We start from the raw sequence: 17,572 nt of genomic DNA, 5'->3' as shown, positions 1-17,572 counted from the left end.
AGGAGCGCGGTTGAGGGCCGCCGGGGGGCGCCCCCCCGGGGGGGGCGGGGGCCCCGCGCCGCCCCGGGGGCCCCCGGGCCGCGGGCGGCCCCCCCCCGGGCGGGGGGGGCGGCGGTTACCGCCCGCCTCCCCCCCCCGGGGCCCCCGGCCCGGGGGCCGCCGGCTCCCCGCGGGGCCCCCGGTCGCCGTCCACGGCCGCGCGCGCGTTGTCAGGAGCCTGACAAGCGCCCGCCGGAACACCTGGGTTGAGTCGCAAGAGCCGCGCGGCCCGCCGTCCGTACGGTCGAAGCCCCACTGGAGCACGCGTCGGACCGGGAGCGGCAGATGAGCGGACGATCGGAGTTCGGGCGGCGCACCGCGTCGGCCGCGCGGGCGGGCGGGATGTTCGTCCGCAGCGGGCTGTGGCGCCCCGGGCCGCCGCTCCGGGTCGCCCGGCAGCTCGGCGCGCTGCGCCGCTGGGGCACCCTGCTCGGCGGGACGGTCGCGTCCGCCGCCGCCCGCGACCCGGACGCCGTCGCGATCGCCGACGACCACGGCGAGCTGACGTACGGGCAGGTCGACGCCCGCACCGACCGGCTCGCCGCCGCGCTGCGCCGGCTCGGCGGGACGCCCCGCGTCGCGGTGCTGTGCCGCAACCACCGCGGCATGGTCGAGACGCTCGCCGCCTGCGGGAAGGCCGGCGCGGACCTCGTCATGCTGAACACCGGGATGGGCACCGACCAGCTCGTCGCGGTCGTCCGGCAGCAGGAGGCCGACGTGGTGATCGCGGACGAGGAGTTCGGCGCGTTCCTGAGCGCGCTGCCGAAGACGGTCCGGGCCGTCACCGCCGGGTCGCCGGACGCGGAGCTGGAGACGCTCATCGCGACGGCGCCCGCCGGGCCGGTGGAGCCGCCGGGCCGCACCGGCCGGACGATCGTGCTCAGCTCCGGCACGACGGGCCGCCCGAAGGGCGCCGACCGCAAGTCCCGGCCCGGCCTGCAGCCGCTCGCGTCGATCCTGTCCCGCATCCCGTACCGGGTGCACGAGCGGATGCTCATCGAGGCGCCGCTCTTCCACACCTGGGGATACGCGATGCTCCAGGTCGCGGTGTCGCTGCGCGCCACGATCGTGCTGCGCGCCCGGTTCGACCCGGAGGTGACGCTGCGGTCGGTGGAGGCGACCGGCGCGACGGCGCTCGTCGCCGTCCCCGTCATGCTCCAGCGGATCATGGACCTGCCGGCCGCCGTCCGCGCGAAGCACGACACGTCGGCGCTGCGGATCGCGGCGGTCAGCGGCTCGGCGCTGCCCGCGACGCTCGCGACCGCGTTCATGGACGCGTTCGGCGACGTCCTCTACAACCTGTACGGGTCGACGGAGGCGTCCTGGGTCACCATCGCCACCCCCGCCGACCTGCGCGCCCACCCGGACACCGCGGGCACCCCGCCGCCCGGCACCCGCGTCGCGGTCCTCGACGACGACGGCCGCCCCGTCCCGCCCGGCACCACCGGGCGCATCTTCGCCGCGAACGAGCTGCTGTTCGACGGCTACACCGGCGGCGGCTCCAAGGAGATGCGGGACGGCCTGATGAGCCTCGGCGACCTCGGCCACCTCGACGCCGACGGGCGCCTGTTCGTGCACGGCCGCGACGACGACATGATCGTGTCCGGCGGCGAGAACGTGTTCCCCGCCGCGATCGAGGCGGCCGTCGCGGAGCTGCCGCAGGTCCGCGAGGTCGCGGTGACCGGAGTGCCGGACGAGGAGTTCGGGCAGCGCGCCGCCGCGTTCGTCGTGCTCCACGACGGCGCGACGCTCGACGCCGACGCCGTCCGCGCGCAGGTCCGCGACCGCCTCGCCCGCTTCGCCGTGCCCCGCGACGTGCACTTCCTGGACGCCCTGCCCCGCAACGCCACCGGCAAGGTCGTCCGCCGAGCCCTCCGGCGGTGATCGCGTCGCCGCCGGCGTCAGGCCCCGGCGGGCCTTCCCGCGGCGGGCGGAGCGGCGATCGCCGCGTCGCTCCGGCTCGCCTCTAGGGCTCGCCGCGCGATCAGGCCCTCGCTTCGCTCGAACCCGTCTTCGCGGCCGACGGCACGGGCTCGTTCTCCTGGGAGATCTCGAACCAGAGGCGGGTGCGGCGGGGGGTCTGGTCGAGGCCCCACTCGTCGGCGAGGGCGTCGATGACGGTGAGGCCGCGGCCGTGGTCGATGCGGCGGCGGCCGTGCAGGTCGTCCTGGACGGGGCCCTCGTCGGACACCTCGACGCGCACCCGCCGCCCGTCGGTCTCGACGGCGACCGTGATGGAGCCGCTGCCGTGCAGGACGGCGTTGGCGATCGCCTCGGCGGCCATCAGCTCGACGTCGTCGAGCAGCTCGTCCCGCGCGACGACCTTCGCGGCCAGCTCGCGCACGGTCCGCCGCGCGCGCCGGCCCTCCGCCGGGTCGCCGACGAAGCCGAACGGTTCGCCGAGCCGTTCCATCGCAGTCACCGCATCACCACATCGAGTCGGAAGCGCACTGCAATCATTCACCTGCGGTGCGTGATCGGGCAATGCGCCGGACGAGTCGATCCGCGCCTTTCCGGGACGCGCCCGCCGGACCGGGGCGCCGCGCCCCGCGTCGGGGACGCGCGTACCCCCGGCCGGGACCGGTCCAAAGCCCGGTCATCGACCCCTTCGCGGGAGCCTACGGTATGGATCACCGTGCCATCGCCGCCTTGCGAAAATGGCGAACCGCCTCGCCCGCACGGCATATCGCGCCCGCACGATCGGGCGCCGGGCCGGTCGTTCGAACGTACGGCGCGGTACCACTCACCCGGACGCACAAAAACGGCGGATTCTCCGTGCCCGGGGTCCAATCGCCGGACGCCCTCGCCATGTCACCATCCGTTTCGTCAGCGTTTGTTGCCCGGCGGGCGGCCGTACAGGGGGTGCCGCCGCCGGGGGCCGCCTCTGGCTCCGGACCGGGGCCCACCCCCGGAGGTGCACCCGTGAACAGCAGTGAGATCGTGTGGGCCGCCGTCCTCGCCTGCACCGCGCAGACCGTCTACTTCATCGCCTTCGTCCTGTTCAAGACGGCCGTCGGGCGGATCGGCCCGCTCGGCGGCCGGCGGCCGCTGCACGGCGCGGCGCTGCTGCTGCGCAGCCCCCGCTGGGTCGCCGGGGTCGCGGTCGTCCTCGCGGGCTTCGCGCTGTTCGCGGGCGGGCTGATCAGCCTGCCGGTGGTCGCGGCGCTGCCCGCGTACGGGATGAGCCTCGCGCTGCTCCTCGTCGTCGGGATGAGCGGGTTCGGCGAGCGGCCCACGTCCCGGGAGTGGCTGGCCGTCGCCATCGTCGTCGCCGCGATGGTCACCGCGGCGCTGTCGGTGCTGCCCGCGCGGGGCGAGACGCTCGCCGGCGCCCTGCACCGGCCGGACGGCGCCGCGGCGGCCCAGGCGCTGCCGCTGTGGAAGGCGGGGCTGGTCGTCGTCCCGTCGCTGGGGCTGCCGCTGTGGATGTTCTTCGTCCGGGACCGGCTCGTCGCCGGGCGGCACGCGCGCCCGATCACCGGCATCGCCTACGGGCTCGGCGCGGGCACCCTGCTCGGCGCGACGGAGGTGTTCGGCCAGGGCATGGCGATGATGCTGGCCGGGCACCGCGGCGCGGCGGTGCTGTCCACCCCGCACCCGTACCTGTTCGTCGTGGCGGGCGCGCTCGGGCTCGGCCTGCTGTCCATCGGCCTGCAGCGCTGCCGCCTCACCATCATCGTCACCGTGGTGACCGTGACCGCGAAGACGCACCTGCTGCTGTCGGCCACCCTGCTGTACGGCGAGCCGTGGCCGCACGCGCCCGCGCTGTTCCTGCTGCGGCTCGCGGGCGTCCTGCTGGCCGTCCTGGCGCTGCTGGCCTTCCCCCGGCATGAGCAACCCACCGCGCCCGACGGCGAGCGCCGCCCCACGCCGCGCCCGGTCCGCCGTGCGGAGCCCGAGCGTCCCGCCGTCGCGCGCCCGGTGGGCTGGACGGCGCCGCGCGCGACCGGCCGGTACGCCAGGACGCCCGCCCGGTTCCCGGACGGCCCGTCCGCGCGGCCCGGCACCCCGCCGGCGAGCCCGCCCCCGGCCGGGTGGCCGGTCGTGCGGCCCGTGCAGCCGCCGGACGGCCAGGTCCGCTTCCCCGCGGGCGGGTGACCGTCACCGCGCGAGCGTCCAGGCGGTGGTCTCCAGGCGGCCGGTGTTGCCGAGGTCGAGGGGCCCGTTGGCCGGGACGACGAGGACGGGCCGCCCCGGCGCCGGGCGGACCTCCAGGTAGCTGCCGTTGACGGCCGGGACGGTCGACTCGGTGACGAGGTTGCGCCAGACGATCCCGATGCGGGCCGACCCGCCGGGCGCGACGGTCACCGGCTTCGGTCCCGGGTCCTTGATCTGGCGCGTCCCCTCGACGGCGCGGACGTCGAACGGCTGCCGCTTCTCGTCGAGGACGCGCAGGGCCGGGTAGCCGTTCAGCCGGTACGGCCGCGTGCCGCAGTTGTGCAGCTCGACCCAGGTCGCGCGCAGCCCCATCGCGGCGTCGGGCCGGTCCATCGAGAGGCTGACGCCGTCGGGGGAGCAGGCCGTCGAGGGGGTCGGCGTGGGCGACGCGAGCGTCGGGGCGGGGGACGGCCCGCCGGACGGCGCGCCGGACGCGGGCACCGGCGGGACCCCGGACGCGGTGCCGGGCTCCGACCCGCACGCGCCCGCGGCCGGCACGGCGGCGAGCACTCCCGCCACCACGACAAACCGCCGCAAAACCCCCGAAAATCCATTCACCGCGCCATCATCCCAGACGGCCGCCGGGCGGCCCGCGCAGCCGGAGCATCGGCACGACATCACCACATCCCGCCCACACCGCGCACGCGAACGCCGACCCGGCCCGGCCCGGCCCGGCTTGGGGCGCGGGCGGGGGCCGGGCCGGCGTCGGCGGCCCTCCTTCAGGCGGTCCTACTTGAGGCGCCGCAGTTTCGGGACGGGATGGGAGACGGGCGTCGGGCGGCGCGGCCCGGCCGACGGGCGGCGCGAGCGCAGGAACGCGGCGCGCAGCGCGACCTCGATGCCGAACCGGGCCTCCGGGTCGTCGAGCTCCTCGCCGAAGGTCTGCTCGATCTTGCGCATCCGGTAGCGGACGGTCTGCGGGTGGATGTGCAGCAGCTCGGCGATCTCGGCGGCGGTGCCGCGGGTGACCAGCCAGGTCCGCAGGGTCTCGGTGAGCCGGTCCTGCTGGCCCGGGGTCATGCCGTCGAGGATGCCGAGCCGGCGCCGGGTCAGCTGCTCGACCAGCGCCGGGTCCGACAGCAGCCACAGCGTGACGAGGTTCTCCTCGCACAGGACGAACCGCTCGTCGTCGAAGACGCCGTCGAGGGCGAGGGACAGGGCCTGGCGCGCCCAGCGCAGCGAGTCGGCGGCCTGCGCGAGCGGCACCGTGAGGCCGACCGCGGCGCGGCGGCCCGGGACCGCCGCGTCCAGCATCGCGCGGCGCGCGTCGGTGAACGGGCCGGGCATCAGCAGGTGCGGCGCGGCGCACTCCAGGTCGGCGAGGACGTCGTCGTCCAGCGCCGTCCAGACGCAGCGGGCCTCGGGTTCGACGGCGACCAGGGTGACCTCGGCCGGAACGGTCCAGCCGGCGGCCTCGGCCGCCTCGGCGACGTCGCAGCCCGGTTCGCCGACCAGGCGGTGCAGCAGGCGGCGGCGCCGGTCGTCCATCGCGGGGATGGGCCGGGCCCGCGCCTCCAGGTAGCCCTCCAGCGACAGCGCGGCGAGCTCGTCGAGGTAGACGAACAGCGCGTCGGCGAGGCGGGACATGACGGCGGAGGAGATGTCGTGGCGCGGCGCGACCTTCATGACGCGCCGCCACGCGACCTGGCCGCCGATCCGGTAGGCGGCCTGCAGGCTGTCCATGCTGCGGCCCTCGTGCGCCTCGTACTGGCCGAGCATGCGGGCGGTGCCGGCGGAGCCGTCGTTCACGGCCGGCGTGCCGGGCGGGGCGCCGGGCGGCGCGGCGACCCGGTCGACGAACGCCGACAGGCTGTGCTCCACGCTGATCCGCAGCACGTGCCCGTACGGGCCGTCGATGGGACGGGCGTACTCGGGGATGGCGCGGCGGATCTCGGCGACGATCTCCTCGGCGAGGCTGGGCAGTTCGGGGCGCATGATGCGGGCGAGCCGCGGCGGGAGCGGCGCCGAGCGCTCGGCGAGACCTCCAGGGTCGAGGGTTCTGGTCATCGGACACCTCCGTCACCGCGTTCCGCGCGGGCCGGGGAGCGGGGGGTCGGGGTGGGGTCGCCCCTCCCGACCCGGCAGGCGCGGGCGGCGGTAGTTCGAGACCGCGGGCGGGGGTGGGACGCGCTGAGCGGGGACCCCCGCGCGCCGGCCGTCCGCGGTCCAGGACGTTTCGACGGTACGCAGGGGCACGGGGGGCGTTCTGTAGAGCAAAAGAACAAATCACGGTGGCCGCTGCTCATCTGCTTATAAGCGGCCGCGTGGACGGCGATCTAGACGCTTGACCTGCTGGCCGCCAGCAAAGTGCCGAATATCAGGTGATTTCCTGATTATTTATCGCCGGGTGTTAGAAGAAGATTCAGATTCGGCGGCCGCCCCGCCCGTCCGGACGAGGCGGCCGCCGCGGGGCGCCCGGCGGGGCGCCCGGCGGGGCGCCCGGCGGGTCAGCCGCAGAAGGCGGTCTCGGCGGCCTTGGCGAGGTCCGCGCGGAACGCCGGGTCGTACTCGAACTTGGACTCGTTGTAGGTGATGATCGCCTGGCGGCGGCCGTCGGCGCTGGTGTAGGTCCACGTCCGGTAGCCGGGGAAGCCGCCGTCGTGGCCCCAGCCGTACCCGCACGAGAACTTGATGCGGGCGGCGCCGAGGCCGTAGTCCTCCACCACGCCGTCGTCGTTGACGGGCTGGACGGTCCGCATCTCGCGCATCTGCTCGGCCGGGAGGAGCCGGCCGGTGAACAGGGCGCGGTGGAAGCGCGCCACGTCGTCGACCGTGCTGACGATGCCGCCGGACGTCCGGGCGCTCGACGGGCTGATCTGCGTGCTGACGTCGCCGTAGGCGTCGTAGTAGCCGTGGACGTACGGGCCGGGGAAGCGGGGGTCCGTCGTGGGGTAATAGGTGTGCCGCAGGCCCAGCGGCGTGAAGATCCGCCGCTGGAACTCCGTGCCGACGGGGTGCCCGGTCGCCTTCTCGATGATCATCCCGGCGAGGATGTAGTTGGTGTTGGCGTAGTTCCAGCTCGTTCCCGGCGCGTACAGCGGCGGCTTCTCGGTCGCGATGGCGATCAGCTCGGCGGGCCGCCAGGCCCGGGACGGGTCGGACATCACGCGCGGGTCCTGCGTGTAGTCGGTCAGCCCGCTGGTCTGCGCGAGCAGCTGCCGGATGGTGATCTTCGACCCGTCGTTGCCGTTCGCGGCGACCAGGCCGGGCAGCCACTTCTCGACGGTGTCGTCCAGGGACAGCCGGTGCTCGGCGGCGAGTTGCAGCACGACCGTCGAGGTGAACGTCTTGGTGACGCTGGCGACGCGGAACAGCAGCCGGGCGTCCATCGGCGCGCCGGTCGCCTTGTCCGAGACGCCGGCGGTGACGTGCGCGACCCGGCCGCCGCGCCGCGTCAGGACGATCACGCCGGGCACCCCGTCCGCGACCAGCTTGTTCGCGCTCTCCCGCACCTTCGCGTCCAGCCCCTTGCCGTTCCCCGGGCGGGCGGCGGCCCTGGCGGGGCCCGCGGCGTTCGCTGCGGGCACGGCGGCGGCGGTGAGCGCGGCGGCGGCCAGCGCGGTGGACAGGACGCGGACCATCATGCGTGCCATGGGGCTCTCCTCAACGGCTCGGAAGCTGACGTCATCAAGACTTCCGGCCCCGGGACCGGCGCACATTGGCCCTGAACACCCTCTCGGGGGTGTACCTACCGACACCTCCGGCGGCCGCGGTCGCGGGAGTGCCGCACAATTGTCGATCAAGCCCGTACCCGGACGAGGAGAGCAGCCGTGTCGTTCAGCGAGGAAGAGATCGCCTACATGAGGTCGCAGCGGCTGGCGCGGATCGCCACCGTCGCGGAGGACGGGCAGCCGGACGTGTCCCCGGTCGGGTTCGACTTCGACGGGACGCACCTGTTCGTGGGCGGCGGCGACCCGGCGAGGACCCGCAAGTTCCGCAACGTGCGGTCCGGGAACACCAAGATCGCGATCGTCATCGACGACGTGCCCTGCACCGACCCGTGGTCGCCCCGGTACCTGCGCGTCTACGGCGAGGCCGAGCTGGTCGAGCGCGAGACCTCCTCCGGTCCGCGCCCGTACATGAGGATCACGCCGCTGCTGTCGTGGAGCTGCAACCTGGACGGCCGCCCCCTCACCGGCGACCGCAGCGTCCGGCGCACCGTGCACCGCCCCTGACCTCGCCCGGCGCCCTAGGCTCGGGTCATCGGACGACCCGGGAGGACGAGGTGGCCGAGACGGCGCTGACCGAGGTGATGGCCGAGCTGGCCGCGCTGGAGGACCCGAAGGCGCGCGCGGTGAACGAGAGGCACGGTGACGACCACGGTGTGAACCTCGGGAAGCTGCGCGCGCTCGCGAAGCGGCTGAAGACTCAGCAGGACCTCGCGCGCCGGCTCTGGGAGACCGGCGACAGCGCGGCCCGGCTGCTGGCGCTCCTCATCTGCCGTCCCAAGGCGTTCGAGCGCGGCGAGCTGGACGCCATGATGCGCGAGGCGCGCACCCCCAAGGTCCAGGACTGGCTCCTGAGCTACGTGGTGAAGAAGAGCCCGCACGCCGAGGAGCTGCGCCTCGCCTGGTCCGGCGACCCGGACCCGGCGGTCGCGGCCGCCGGGTGGGCGCTGACCGCCGACCGTGTCGTGAAGAAGCCCGAGGGCCTCGACCTCACGGCGCTGCTCGACGTCATCGCGGCGGAGATGAAGGACGCCCCGGACCGCCTGCAATGGGCGATGAACACCTGCCTCGCCCAGATCGGCATCGAGCATCCCGAGCACCGCGCCCGCGCGATCGGCATCGGCGAGCGCCTGGGCGTGCTCAAGGACTATCCGACGCCCCCGGGCTGCACGTCCCCGTACGCACCCGTCTGGATCGGCGAGATGGTGCGCCGCCAGGACGGCACGTCGCCGGCGGCGCCGTAGGGCGCCGCCGGCTCCGTGACGTGCGGACGGGTGCGTTCACCGCGACCGGGCGGGTTCGGGGTCGGGCGCGTTGCGGTGGAGTGCGCCGGTTCCGTCGAGGTGCTGGAGGGCGAGGTGCGCGGCGGCGATGCCGACCTCTGCGAGGAGTCCGGGCGCGGCGGACTGGTCCGTGGCCACGGCGAGGGCGTCGCCGCGCCCGACGGCCGGACGGTCGCGCCAGGTGGTCCCGGGCAGGTCCAGGGCCCCGCTGCAATCGGTGCGCACGGCGCCGCGCTGCCACTCCACCGCGGCGCGCCAGCCGGGCCACGCCTGGTCGAGGAGGGCGTGCACCCGGCGTTCGGCGTCGCCCTTCCGCTCGCCGGGGGCGCACGCGGCGGCGATCTGGACGAGTTCGCGGCCGTCCGGCGCGAGCGAGGGGTCGGCGAGGCTGTAGCGGGCGACGTAGATCCGGTCGTCCAGGTCCGACAGCCGGAACCAGTCGGGGCCGGAGCCGGCGCGCATGCCGAGGTCGAACGTCGCGGTGCGGGCGCCGGGCCAGGCGAGCGACGCGTCGCCGGTCAGCCGGCGCGCCGTGGCGAGGCCGGTGGCGATGATCGCCGGGCCTCCGGGCGGTTCGGACGCCCGCGTTCCGGTGCTCGTCCGGACGCCGAGTGCGGCGGCGCGGTCGGCGAGGACGTCGACCAGCGTGGACCAGCCGCCCGCCACGTACCGGACGCCGCCCGCGAGCGCGCGGCGCAGGCGCTGGTGGACGAACGCGGCCGACAGCCGTCCGGGGTCGTGGTCGAAGGTGAAGACGAAGCAGACGCCGATGATCGCCTCGGCCGTCCGCGCGCCGACGTGGCGGAGCAGCCAGGCCCGGTACGGCTCCGCCGCCGGCGCCTCGCCGGGCAGCGCCGTGATGGCCGCGCCGAGCTCGCTGGGCCACGGACCGAGCCGGCCTTCGGACCGGACGAGGCGGGCGAGGGGCGGCGCCTCCACGACCGGCGGGACGAGGTCGCGGCGTTCCAGCCACTCCCACCACGCCCCGTCGACGTAGATCGCGTGGGGACCGGTGTTGGCGCGGTACGGGCCGTCCAGCGTGCGCGCCCGCCCGCCCGGCCGGGAGTGCGCCTCGACGACGGACACCCGCCGGCCGTGCTCGGCCGCCTCGATGGCGGCGGTCAGGCCGGTGAGCCCGGCGCCGACGATCGTCAGGTCTGGTTTCACAGGTCAGGCCCTTCTGTGGGGTTCTGTGTGGTTCCTCCTGTCTGGAAGGTGGCGGCGAACGCCCGGAAGGTTCCGGCTAATCTGCGGGACGTGGACCCGGAGACCGTCGCCGCCGCCCAGCGGGGCGACGCGCTCGCGCTGGACCGGCTCATCGACGAGCTGGCCCCGTACGTCCGCCGGCTGTGCGCGCGGATCGCCCCGGCGGCGGCCGACGACGCGGCGCAGGAGGCCCTGCTGGAGATCTTCCGGGGGCTGCCGTCGCTGCGCGCCCCGGAGGCGATCATCACGTGGGCGCGGTCGGTCACCGTCCGGACGGCGGCCCGGCTCGCCCACCGCGACGACCGGGAGGTCGCCTCGGACGGGGCGCTCGTGGACCGTTCCGCCCCGTCCCGCGAAGGGCTGGTCGACATCGACGACGCCCTGGCGCGCCTGCCGGTCCCCCAGCGGGTGGTGCTGGTCCTGCGCACGCATGAGGGCCTCAGCGAGCAGGAGATCGCGGCGGCTCTGGGGATTCCGATGGGCACCGTGAAGTCCCGGCTGCACCGGGCCAGGGCCGCGTTCCGGGAGGTGTGGGAGGCGTGAGCGAACCCGTGGCGCTGCCCGGCATGGATCCGATCGACCGCCTCGCGGTCCTGGAGGCGGGGCTGCCCGGCGCCGTCGTCCGGCGGCGCCGCGTCGCCGCCCCCTTCGACGCCGTGTGGCGGGTCATCGCGGACCTGGAGAACACCGTCCCCCGCTACGAGACCGCCGTCGACCGCGTGCGGATCGTCGAGGAGCGCGGCGAGTTCCTGCGCCTGATGGTGCGGGACGTCGCGGGCCGCGAGGACGCGGTGGACGCCCGGCTCCGGCCCGGCTGGTGCCTGATGCAGTCGGCCACGGTCGTCGTCGCCTTCGCCGCCCGCCCGCTCGACGGGGAGACCCTGCTCGCCCACCTCGAGCACCGGCGCCCGCAGGACGCCGCGCCGCCAGGCCCCCCGAGCGCGCCGGCCGACCGCGCCGCCGCGGTCGCGAAGATCGACGAGGAGCTCCGGACGATCGAGGAACTCGCCACCGGCGGGGGCCGCTGATCCCGACCCCGGCTGGTGCCGCACGCTGCGCGTTTGAGATCTACCTTCCTGGCGAGACTCCCACCGGGCGGCGCGACGGCGGGAAGGGACGGGCGGATGAAGCGGGTCGTCGCGCGGCGCGATTTCCTCGTGGCGGGTGCCGTCGGAGGGTCCGGCATGCTCCTGCCGCCGGCCTTCCGGGCATCACCGGCTGACGCGGCGCCGGTCCAGGGACCCGGAGGCGCCGGAGCGGCGGTGACCCCACCCTTGAGGAAGTACGTCGACCCGCTGCCCCGGCTGGTGACGGCCATTCCGGAGACGTCCGTCCATCCGGGCGCCGACTACTACGAGCTCACGATGCGGCAGCACGAGTGGCGCTTCCACCGCGATCTTTCTCCGGCGCCCGCGTGGGGTTATTGGGCCGAGAATCCGAGCGCCCCCGGAGAGCCGCTTGGAATGGGCTACCTCGGGCCGACGATCCGCGCGACCAGGAACCGTCCGGCGGTCGTCAAATACCGCAACGAACTCCCGGCCGGCCCCCACATGTTCCAGTCCGTGCTGGACCGCATCCGCGAACGGGACCCTCGCGTCGCGCCGCCGTCGCATCACGGGATGCCGTCCCTTCCGCCGGACGTGGACGTGTGGAACGTCGTCCACCAGCACGGCGGCTTCACCCCGCCGCAGTCGGACGGGGCGCCGGCGCAGTGGTTCAGCCCCAAAGGCGTGCGCGGCCCGTCGTACACCACCCTCGACCCGGCCAATGCCGCGCCCAACGAGGCGATCTACGCCTACACCAACCGCGAGCGCTCGGCGATGCTCTGGTACCACGACCACGCCATGGGGATCACCAGCCTCAACGTCTACGCGGGCCTGGCCGGGCTCTGGCTGGTCGACGACCCCGCCGAGGAGCGGCTCGGCCTCCCGCGCGGCGAGTTCGAGGTCCCGCTCGTCCTCCAGGACCGGACGTTCAACGAGGACGGTTCGCTCGCCTACACCATGCCCCGCGTGGAAGGCGCGGACACCCCGGTCGTCAACGGGAAGGCATATCCCTATCTGGAGGTGCGGCCCCGCCGCTACCGGCTGCGCATTCTCAACGGTTCCAACGAACGTTTCTGGCGGCTGCGTTTCCAGACCGACGGGAAGGAGTTCCTGCCGTTCTGGCTGATCGGCACGGACGGCGGCCTCCGCTCCCCGCTGCGGATGCTGAACTTCCTCATATCGCCGGCCGAACGGTACGACTTGATCATCGACTTCGGCGGGCTTCCCCCGGGCGCGGACGTCACCTTGACGAACTACAACGCGCCCGTCCACTACCCCTCCGGCGGCGGACCGGAGATCTCCGGGATCATGCGGTTCCGGGTGAGCGGACGGCCGTCCGGCGGCGCGGATCCGACGACCCCGCCCGCGGAACTCGCCGTCCGCCCCGTCGCACCGATCCGGCTGAAACCGGGCACCCGCCGCCGGGAATGGGTCGTGTACCAGAAGGCCCTTTCCCACAGCATGACGTTCAACGGCGTGCCGTTCATGGCGCCGTGCGAGGACTTCGTCCAGGCGGGCTCGTCCGAGATCTGGGAGTACATCAACCCGAACAACGAGGCCCACCCGATGCACGTCCACCTCGTCAACTTCCAGGTGCTGAACCGGCAGCCGATCGACGCGACCGCCTACCGGCACGCCTTCGAGGCATGGCTCGGCGGCGGTCGCAGGCCCGAGGAGAGGCCGGTGCTGGAGCGCTACGTCACCGGTCCGCCGAGCCCGCCCGACCCGGACGAGGCGCGGTCCTGGAAGGACACCGTCAAGGTCTATCCGGAGTCGGTGACCCGGATCGTCATCGACGGGTTCGACCCGCCGATGGGCCGGATCGCGTCGATCCCCGGCAGCGGCACCGAGTTCCCGGCGACGTACATCCAGCACTGCCACATCCTCGAACACGAGGACGACGACCTCATGCGCCCGTGGACGATCGTCGAGCACCCCTACGAGCCGTCCTGACCGGAGGCACCGAAAGAAACCCGGGAACCGCGCCAATCGGTCGCGCGAAGGAATTCCTCCCAGCTCAGTGCGCCGGAGTCGATGCTCCGGCTCCACTGCATGTCGCGGTCGTCCCGGTAGTACCCGAACTCCACCGCATACTCGGCCATGCCGAGGATCTCGTCGACCAGCAGAGGGTTCTCTCCCAGTTCGGGGAAGTAGGTGAGCAGTTCTTCTCGGGAACAGGCGCTCCGATACTCGGCCTTGAGGCCGGTGACCCGGGAGAAGGAGTCGACCATTTCGGCGGGGGAGATGACGTCGCCGACGACCGGCAGGGAAGCGCCGAGGTAGGCGCTGGGGTCGGAGAACACCTCGAGGACGGCCGGTCCGGTCGCGGTGAGCGGGTCGACGAACGGAGCACGGAAGTGTTCGGGCAGGTAGAAGGGCATGAGCACCGTATCGCCATCGATTCGTGGCGCGTAGTATTCCAGTGCGTTCGTGTAAAAGAACGCGAGCATCACGAAGGTGTGCGCGATGGGCAGGGTCCGAATATGCTCTGCGATGAGCGCCTTGTCGGTGAAGTGCGGGGCATATTTGGTGCCCGCCGACCTCTCCTGGACATTCTCGAGCGCGCTGAAGACGATGTGCCCCACGCCGGCCTCGACCGCCGCATCGGCGAGCTGGCGACCGAGGAGGAGCTCGTCGGTCGACGGCGGCGCGACGGGCGGCGTCATGAGGAAGGCCCCATCGGCCGAGCGGAACGCCTGCACGAACTCGCGCTGGTGATCCGGCTCCAGGGGAACGGAGAAGAGCTCCGCGCCCTTCATCGCCAGGTTCCGAGCCTGGGGTGAGTCGGCGTTCCGCGTCAGGGCGCGCACCCGGAACCTTCCGCTTTCGAGCAAGGAGGTGGCGACACTCCTGCCCTGCTTGCTGGTCGCGCCCGAGACGACGATCAACGGCTTACCGGTAGCGGACATCACGCACTCTTTCCTGTGGAGGCCCGACGCTCGCGAGAGGCGACCGACGGGAGTGCCGGTCACACCGGCGCCGGGCGGTGACGGAGTCATCATATCGACGAATCGCGATGCGTCAATGTGTCGCCCGGAGTGCGGGCTCACCGCACCCATCGACGCTCGATCACCTCCGCGCCCGGCATGAGGGCCGCGAGGCCCGGCGTCACATCGAGATATAGTGGTGCGTGGATGCGAGAGGGGAGCCGTCATGGCGAAGCCGCCCGCGGCGGACTCAGGGCCAAGTGACCTCGAGGACGCGGTCGAGGTCCTGAAGGCCCTGGCGAACCCGGCGAGGTTGCAGATCATGAACTGGCTTCAGGACCCTCATCGAGAGTTCGCGCAGTGGGAGCCGATCGCCGATCGCGACGAATTCGGAGTCTGCGTCAGCCATCTGCAGGCGAAGTCGGGGCTGGCGCAGTCGACGGTCTCGTCGTACATGGCCACCTTGGAGCGCGCCGGCCTCGTACGGTCCACGCGCATCGGCAAATGGACCCACTACAAGCGCGACGACGACACGATGTCCCGGCTCGCGGAGATGCTCCGCAGCACGCGGTGACGCGGGGAAAGATCGTTACGCGGCGGCGACTCCAAGACCTGCGCCGCTCGCTCCTGGAGACGCCCCGCCGCTCCAGCCCGCCGATCACCAGACCGTCACCGCAACCGCGTGACAAGCCCACGGGACGGTCCGGTGATCGCGGCCCGGCTCTGTTCGGGGACCGTGCACCATTCGGCCCTGGCCTGGCGCCGGCTTGCTAGATCATGCCTCCGGCGGCGTTGATGGTCTGGCCGGTGATCCAACGGGCGGCGTCGGAGGCCAGGAACGCGACGACCTCGGCGATGTCGTCGGGTTCGCCCAGGCGGCCCAGCGGTGTGCGGGCCTCGGCGTCGTCGATGACGTGCTGGGGCACGGTGGCGATGACGTCCGTGCGGGTCAGGCCGGGCAGGACGCTGTTGACCGTGACGGACCTGGAGCCCACCTCCCAGGCCAGCGTACGGGCGAGTTGGTCGCCGGCGGCCTTGCCGGCGACCAGCAGCGCCATACCCGGCAGCGGCGACACCGTGAGCGCCGAAGAGATCAGGATGATCCGGCCGTGGTCGCTGATGCGCCGTGCGGCCTCGCGCAGTGCGACGAACGTGGCCCGCACGTTGGCGTGCAGGTACTGGTCGAAGTCGTCATCGGTGGTGCGGGCCAGCGGCCCGGCGGTCGCCGGGGCGGCGTTGTTCACCCACACGTCCACATGCCCGTACCGGCTCTCGGCCGCGTCGAACAGCTCCTTGACGGCCTCGGGGCGGGTGATGTCGGTGCGGACCGCGGTGGCCTGCCCTCCCGCGTCCTTGATCCGGGCCACGGCCCGCGCGGCCGTCTCCTGATCGCGAGAGCCGATGACGACATCCATCCCCGCCGCGGCGAGCCGATCGCTGATCGCCCGCCCGATGCCGCGTGATCCGCCGGTGACGACCGCGACCCGATCCACGGTACGCATGGCCACTCCAATTAGTCGATTGTATGGATAGTCCAGAGTATCGACTAACTTGGTTGAGAGTGTCAACTGTCCAGGCAGTAGACTTCCTCCATGGCCGACGCATCCGATGACGAACTCGTCGAGACGCTGATCGGCGTCTTCATGGAGATCGACGGTCTGTTCAGCACCGCAAGCCGCCGGCTGGGGCTGACCCCCCAGCAGGCGCAACTGCTGTGCTTCGCCCAGCACCTGCAGCCGTCCTTCGGCGAGCTCGCGACCCTGCTGCACTGCGACAAGACCAACATCACCGGCTTGGTCGACCGGCTTCAGCGACGCGGCCTGCTCACCCGCCAACCCGACCCCGACGACCGCCGGATGAGCCGCGTCCACCTCACCGCCCAGGGCGAAGCGGTCACCGGCGAGTTCCAGCAGGCCATCAACACCACCCTGACCACGCGCTTCAGCTCCTGGCCCAGCACCCAACGCGACAGCCTCGTCCACCTGCTCCAAAACGCCACGACGGCACTACGCCACTGACCCCCAGAGCCGACAACACCACGAACGTCCCCTGTCCGATCGGATACGGCACTCACCGCCATCCCCGCGGACGCGACCCGTGGCCGGAGGTGTCCTTGGTGAGCAGGGCGGTCAGCGCAATGCTCGCCCTGAGCACGACGTGACCAGACGCCCCCGGACGAGGCCCAGGAGAGGGGCGCCGACCGCGTGTACGCCGGCACCCGCCGACCGCTGGCCCACCCGGAGACGCGGGCCTTCCTGCCTGCGGTGACCCGGTCCGGCGGGGCCATCGTGAACATCCTCTCGGTGAACTCCCTCGCCCCGCTGCCGTTCGTCATCCCGGCGTACTCCGTCTCGAAGGCGGCCGCGTTCTCCATGACCCAGACGCTCCGCGCGCAGGTCGCGGAGCTGGGTGTGCGGGTCCACGCCGTCCTGCCCGGCCCGGTCGACACCGATATGACCCGGGGCGCCGACGTGCCGAAAGCGCCCGGAACCGGTCGCGCAGGCCGTCGCCGGTTCGCGCGACCGGCGGCACCGTGACCCGATCGCCAGGCGACGGTGACGGCGGCGAAAAGCCGTGACCCACGGATAGGTTGTGGATCAAAGCCGATCTTGGATGGGGGCGTCCACGTGGTCGAAGACCTGACGGTGACACGCGGCCGCTTTCGCGAGTACGGGGTGCTGGGCGGAAGTTGGGTCGCGCTGGCGGCCCTTTTCGTCATGACCGTCTCGACCTGGCCGTCGGACGACACGGACCCCAAGAAACCGCCTTTTCAGGCAGGCAGCGTGGGGTGGGGCCTCGGGACACTGGCGGTGGTGGCCGTCATCGGGCTGATGACGACCGTGGCGGTCAAGGATGTGCGTGCGACCCGGCGCGATGGCACGCTCCGGCCGATGCGGGGCGCCGTCCTCGATGTGGCTCTCGGCACGTGCGCATGGTTTATCGGCGGCCTGTTCTGCCTTCTCTCCTTCTTCTACACCCAGGCGGACGTCTGCGGTGGTGAAGCATTCTGGACGTTCGGATGCCTGAATCGTCCGGGCCCGCTTCTCGATGCGCTCGGCCTGGTATGCGCCGCATCGGCGACTCCCGCGCTGGTGGTCCTGACCATGCCGGCCAACCGGACGCGCCTCTCCCGGTGGCTGGCGCCCGCGCTCATCCTCGGCCTGTACCTGCTGGCGCTCCGGATGTGGGTGCCTCACGTGGGCCTCGGTGTTCCGTCGCGCGACGACCCGATGCCCTGAAACGTC

The 17,572-nt window shown here is 73.2% G+C and carries 18 protein-coding genes; 11 read left to right on the top strand and 7 right to left on the bottom strand.

Annotated elements, in window-relative coordinates:
* Positions 1-324: 324 nt before the first annotated feature.
* Positions 325-1,923, top strand: a complete 1,599-nt coding sequence (locus ABT299_RS34710) for an AMP-binding protein (protein ID WP_500253306.1) — start codon at positions 325-327, stop codon at positions 1,921-1,923.
* Positions 1,924-2,023: 100 nt separating this feature from the next.
* Here the strand turns inward: ABT299_RS34710 and ABT299_RS34705 are convergent, their stop codons facing one another.
* Entirely contained in the window at positions 2,024-2,452 is a 429-nt protein-coding gene (locus ABT299_RS34705; RefSeq protein ID WP_387028111.1) for an ATP-binding protein, read from the bottom strand.
* 509 nt (positions 2,453-2,961) lie between these two features.
* Here ABT299_RS34705 and ABT299_RS34700 point away from each other — a divergent pair.
* Positions 2,962-4,137 carry a hypothetical protein gene (locus ABT299_RS34700; RefSeq protein WP_500253305.1) on the top strand — a complete coding sequence of 392 codons (1,176 nt, stop codon included), beginning with the start codon at positions 2,962-2,964 and terminating at the stop codon, positions 4,135-4,137.
* Between the two features lie 3 nt (positions 4,138-4,140).
* On the opposite strand, the gene ABT299_RS34695 is transcribed toward ABT299_RS34700, so the two are convergent.
* The 3 genes from ABT299_RS34695 to ABT299_RS34685 all read right to left on the bottom strand — a co-directional run bounded on the left by ABT299_RS34695 (position 4,141) and on the right by ABT299_RS34685 (position 7,790).
* Positions 4,141-4,716 (bottom strand): DUF4232 domain-containing protein, encoded by a 576-nt coding sequence (locus ABT299_RS34695; protein ID WP_190863492.1) that lies wholly within the window; start codon positions 4,714-4,716, stop codon positions 4,141-4,143.
* A 210-nt stretch (positions 4,717-4,926) separates the two neighbouring features.
* The gene (locus tag ABT299_RS34690) at positions 4,927-6,204 is read right to left on the bottom strand and encodes a PucR family transcriptional regulator (RefSeq protein WP_500253304.1); all 1,278 of its coding nucleotides are present in this window, start codon (positions 6,202-6,204) and stop codon (positions 4,927-4,929) included.
* A 440-nt stretch (positions 6,205-6,644) separates the two neighbouring features.
* Positions 6,645-7,790 carry a serine hydrolase domain-containing protein gene (locus ABT299_RS34685; protein WP_500253303.1) on the bottom strand — a complete coding sequence of 382 codons (1,146 nt, stop codon included), beginning with the start codon at positions 7,788-7,790 and terminating at the stop codon, positions 6,645-6,647.
* A 177-nt stretch (positions 7,791-7,967) separates the two neighbouring features.
* Here ABT299_RS34685 and ABT299_RS34680 point away from each other — a divergent pair, with 177 nt between their 5' ends.
* Together ABT299_RS34680 and ABT299_RS34675 are read left to right on the top strand one after the other, a co-directional pair.
* A complete protein-coding gene (locus tag ABT299_RS34680; RefSeq protein ID WP_500253302.1) occupies positions 7,968-8,372 on the top strand; it encodes a PPOX class F420-dependent oxidoreductase in 405 nt (134 codons plus the stop codon).
* A gap of 50 nt (positions 8,373-8,422) precedes the next feature.
* A complete protein-coding gene (locus ABT299_RS34675; protein ID WP_500253301.1) occupies positions 8,423-9,109 on the top strand; it encodes a DNA alkylation repair protein in 687 nt (228 codons plus the stop codon).
* A 36-nt stretch (positions 9,110-9,145) separates the two neighbouring features.
* On the opposite strand, the gene ABT299_RS34670 is transcribed toward ABT299_RS34675, so the two are convergent.
* Positions 9,146-10,315 (bottom strand): phytoene desaturase family protein, encoded by a 1,170-nt coding sequence (locus tag ABT299_RS34670; RefSeq protein WP_500253300.1) that lies wholly within the window; start codon positions 10,313-10,315, stop codon positions 9,146-9,148.
* A gap of 90 nt (positions 10,316-10,405) precedes the next feature.
* Between ABT299_RS34670 and ABT299_RS34665 the strand changes: the two genes are divergently transcribed.
* The 3 genes from ABT299_RS34665 (at position 10,406) to ABT299_RS34655 (ending at position 13,353) form a co-directional block, all read left to right on the top strand.
* Positions 10,406-10,897: an RNA polymerase sigma factor gene (locus ABT299_RS34665; protein WP_387027877.1), complete on the top strand. Its 492-nt coding sequence runs from the start codon at positions 10,406-10,408 to the stop codon at positions 10,895-10,897.
* On the top strand, positions 10,894-11,382 hold the full coding sequence (locus tag ABT299_RS34660) for a hypothetical protein (protein ID WP_387027876.1): 489 nt from the start codon (positions 10,894-10,896) through the stop codon (positions 11,380-11,382). Before ABT299_RS34665 ends, ABT299_RS34660 begins: the two co-directional genes overlap by 4 nt.
* A gap of 234 nt (positions 11,383-11,616) precedes the next feature.
* A complete protein-coding gene (locus tag ABT299_RS34655; RefSeq protein WP_500253299.1) occupies positions 11,617-13,353 on the top strand; it encodes a multicopper oxidase family protein in 1,737 nt (578 codons plus the stop codon).
* On the opposite strand, the gene ABT299_RS34650 is transcribed toward ABT299_RS34655, so the two are convergent.
* Entirely contained in the window at positions 13,338-14,309 is a 972-nt protein-coding gene (locus tag ABT299_RS34650; protein ID WP_500253298.1) for an NmrA/HSCARG family protein, read from the bottom strand. The genes ABT299_RS34655 and ABT299_RS34650 overlap by 16 nt on opposite strands.
* Positions 14,310-14,553: 244 nt before the next feature.
* Between ABT299_RS34650 and ABT299_RS34645 the strand changes: the two genes are divergently transcribed.
* Positions 14,554-14,901 (top strand): ArsR/SmtB family transcription factor, encoded by a 348-nt coding sequence (locus tag ABT299_RS34645; RefSeq protein WP_500253297.1) that lies wholly within the window; start codon positions 14,554-14,556, stop codon positions 14,899-14,901.
* Between the two features lie 196 nt (positions 14,902-15,097).
* Here the strand turns inward: ABT299_RS34645 and ABT299_RS34640 are convergent, their stop codons facing one another.
* A complete protein-coding gene (locus tag ABT299_RS34640; protein WP_190863509.1) occupies positions 15,098-15,829 on the bottom strand; it encodes an SDR family NAD(P)-dependent oxidoreductase in 732 nt (243 codons plus the stop codon).
* 90 nt (positions 15,830-15,919) lie between these two features.
* On the opposite strand from ABT299_RS34640, the gene ABT299_RS34635 reads away from it, so the two are divergent.
* From ABT299_RS34635 to ABT299_RS34625, 3 genes are all read left to right on the top strand, one after another.
* On the top strand, positions 15,920-16,345 hold the full coding sequence (locus tag ABT299_RS34635; protein ID WP_387027868.1) for a MarR family winged helix-turn-helix transcriptional regulator: 426 nt from the start codon (positions 15,920-15,922) through the stop codon (positions 16,343-16,345).
* Positions 16,346-16,531: 186 nt separating this feature from the next.
* Positions 16,532-16,864 (top strand): SDR family NAD(P)-dependent oxidoreductase, encoded by a 333-nt coding sequence (locus ABT299_RS34630; protein WP_500253296.1) that lies wholly within the window; start codon positions 16,532-16,534, stop codon positions 16,862-16,864.
* A gap of 90 nt (positions 16,865-16,954) precedes the next feature.
* On the top strand, positions 16,955-17,566 hold the full coding sequence (locus tag ABT299_RS34625; protein WP_500253295.1) for a hypothetical protein: 612 nt from the start codon (positions 16,955-16,957) through the stop codon (positions 17,564-17,566).
* Positions 17,567-17,572 lie beyond the last annotated feature (6 nt).

The sequence above is a fragment of the Spirillospora sp. NPDC000708 genome (genome assembly GCF_040299565.1).
In the GTDB taxonomy this organism is placed as follows: Bacteria; Actinomycetota; Actinomycetes; order Streptosporangiales; family Streptosporangiaceae; genus Spirillospora.
This window is presented reverse-complemented; position numbering and strand designations above follow the sequence as displayed.

Bases quoted from the DNA above. Each gene is read 5' to 3' on its own strand.
- ABT299_RS34710 (WP_500253306.1), top strand. From the start codon at position 325: ATGAGCGGACGATCGGAGTTCGGGCGGCGCACCGCGTCGGCCGCGCGG.
- ABT299_RS34705 (WP_387028111.1), bottom strand. From the start codon at position 2,452: ATGGAACGGCTCGGCGAACCGTTCGGCTTCGTCGGCGACCCGGCGGAG.
- ABT299_RS34690 (WP_500253304.1), bottom strand. From the start codon at position 6,204: ATGACCAGAACCCTCGACCCTGGAGGTCTCGCCGAGCGCTCGGCGCCG.
- ABT299_RS34685 (WP_500253303.1), bottom strand. From the start codon at position 7,790: ATGGCACGCATGATGGTCCGCGTCCTGTCCACCGCGCTGGCCGCCGCC.
- ABT299_RS34650 (WP_500253298.1), bottom strand. From the start codon at position 14,309: ATGTCCGCTACCGGTAAGCCGTTGATCGTCGTCTCGGGCGCGACCAGC.
- ABT299_RS34645 (WP_500253297.1), top strand. From the start codon at position 14,554: ATGGCGAAGCCGCCCGCGGCGGACTCAGGGCCAAGTGACCTCGAGGAC.
- ABT299_RS34640 (WP_190863509.1), bottom strand. From the start codon at position 15,829: ATGCGTACCGTGGATCGGGTCGCGGTCGTCACCGGCGGATCACGCGGC.
- ABT299_RS34635 (WP_387027868.1), top strand. From the start codon at position 15,920: ATGGCCGACGCATCCGATGACGAACTCGTCGAGACGCTGATCGGCGTC.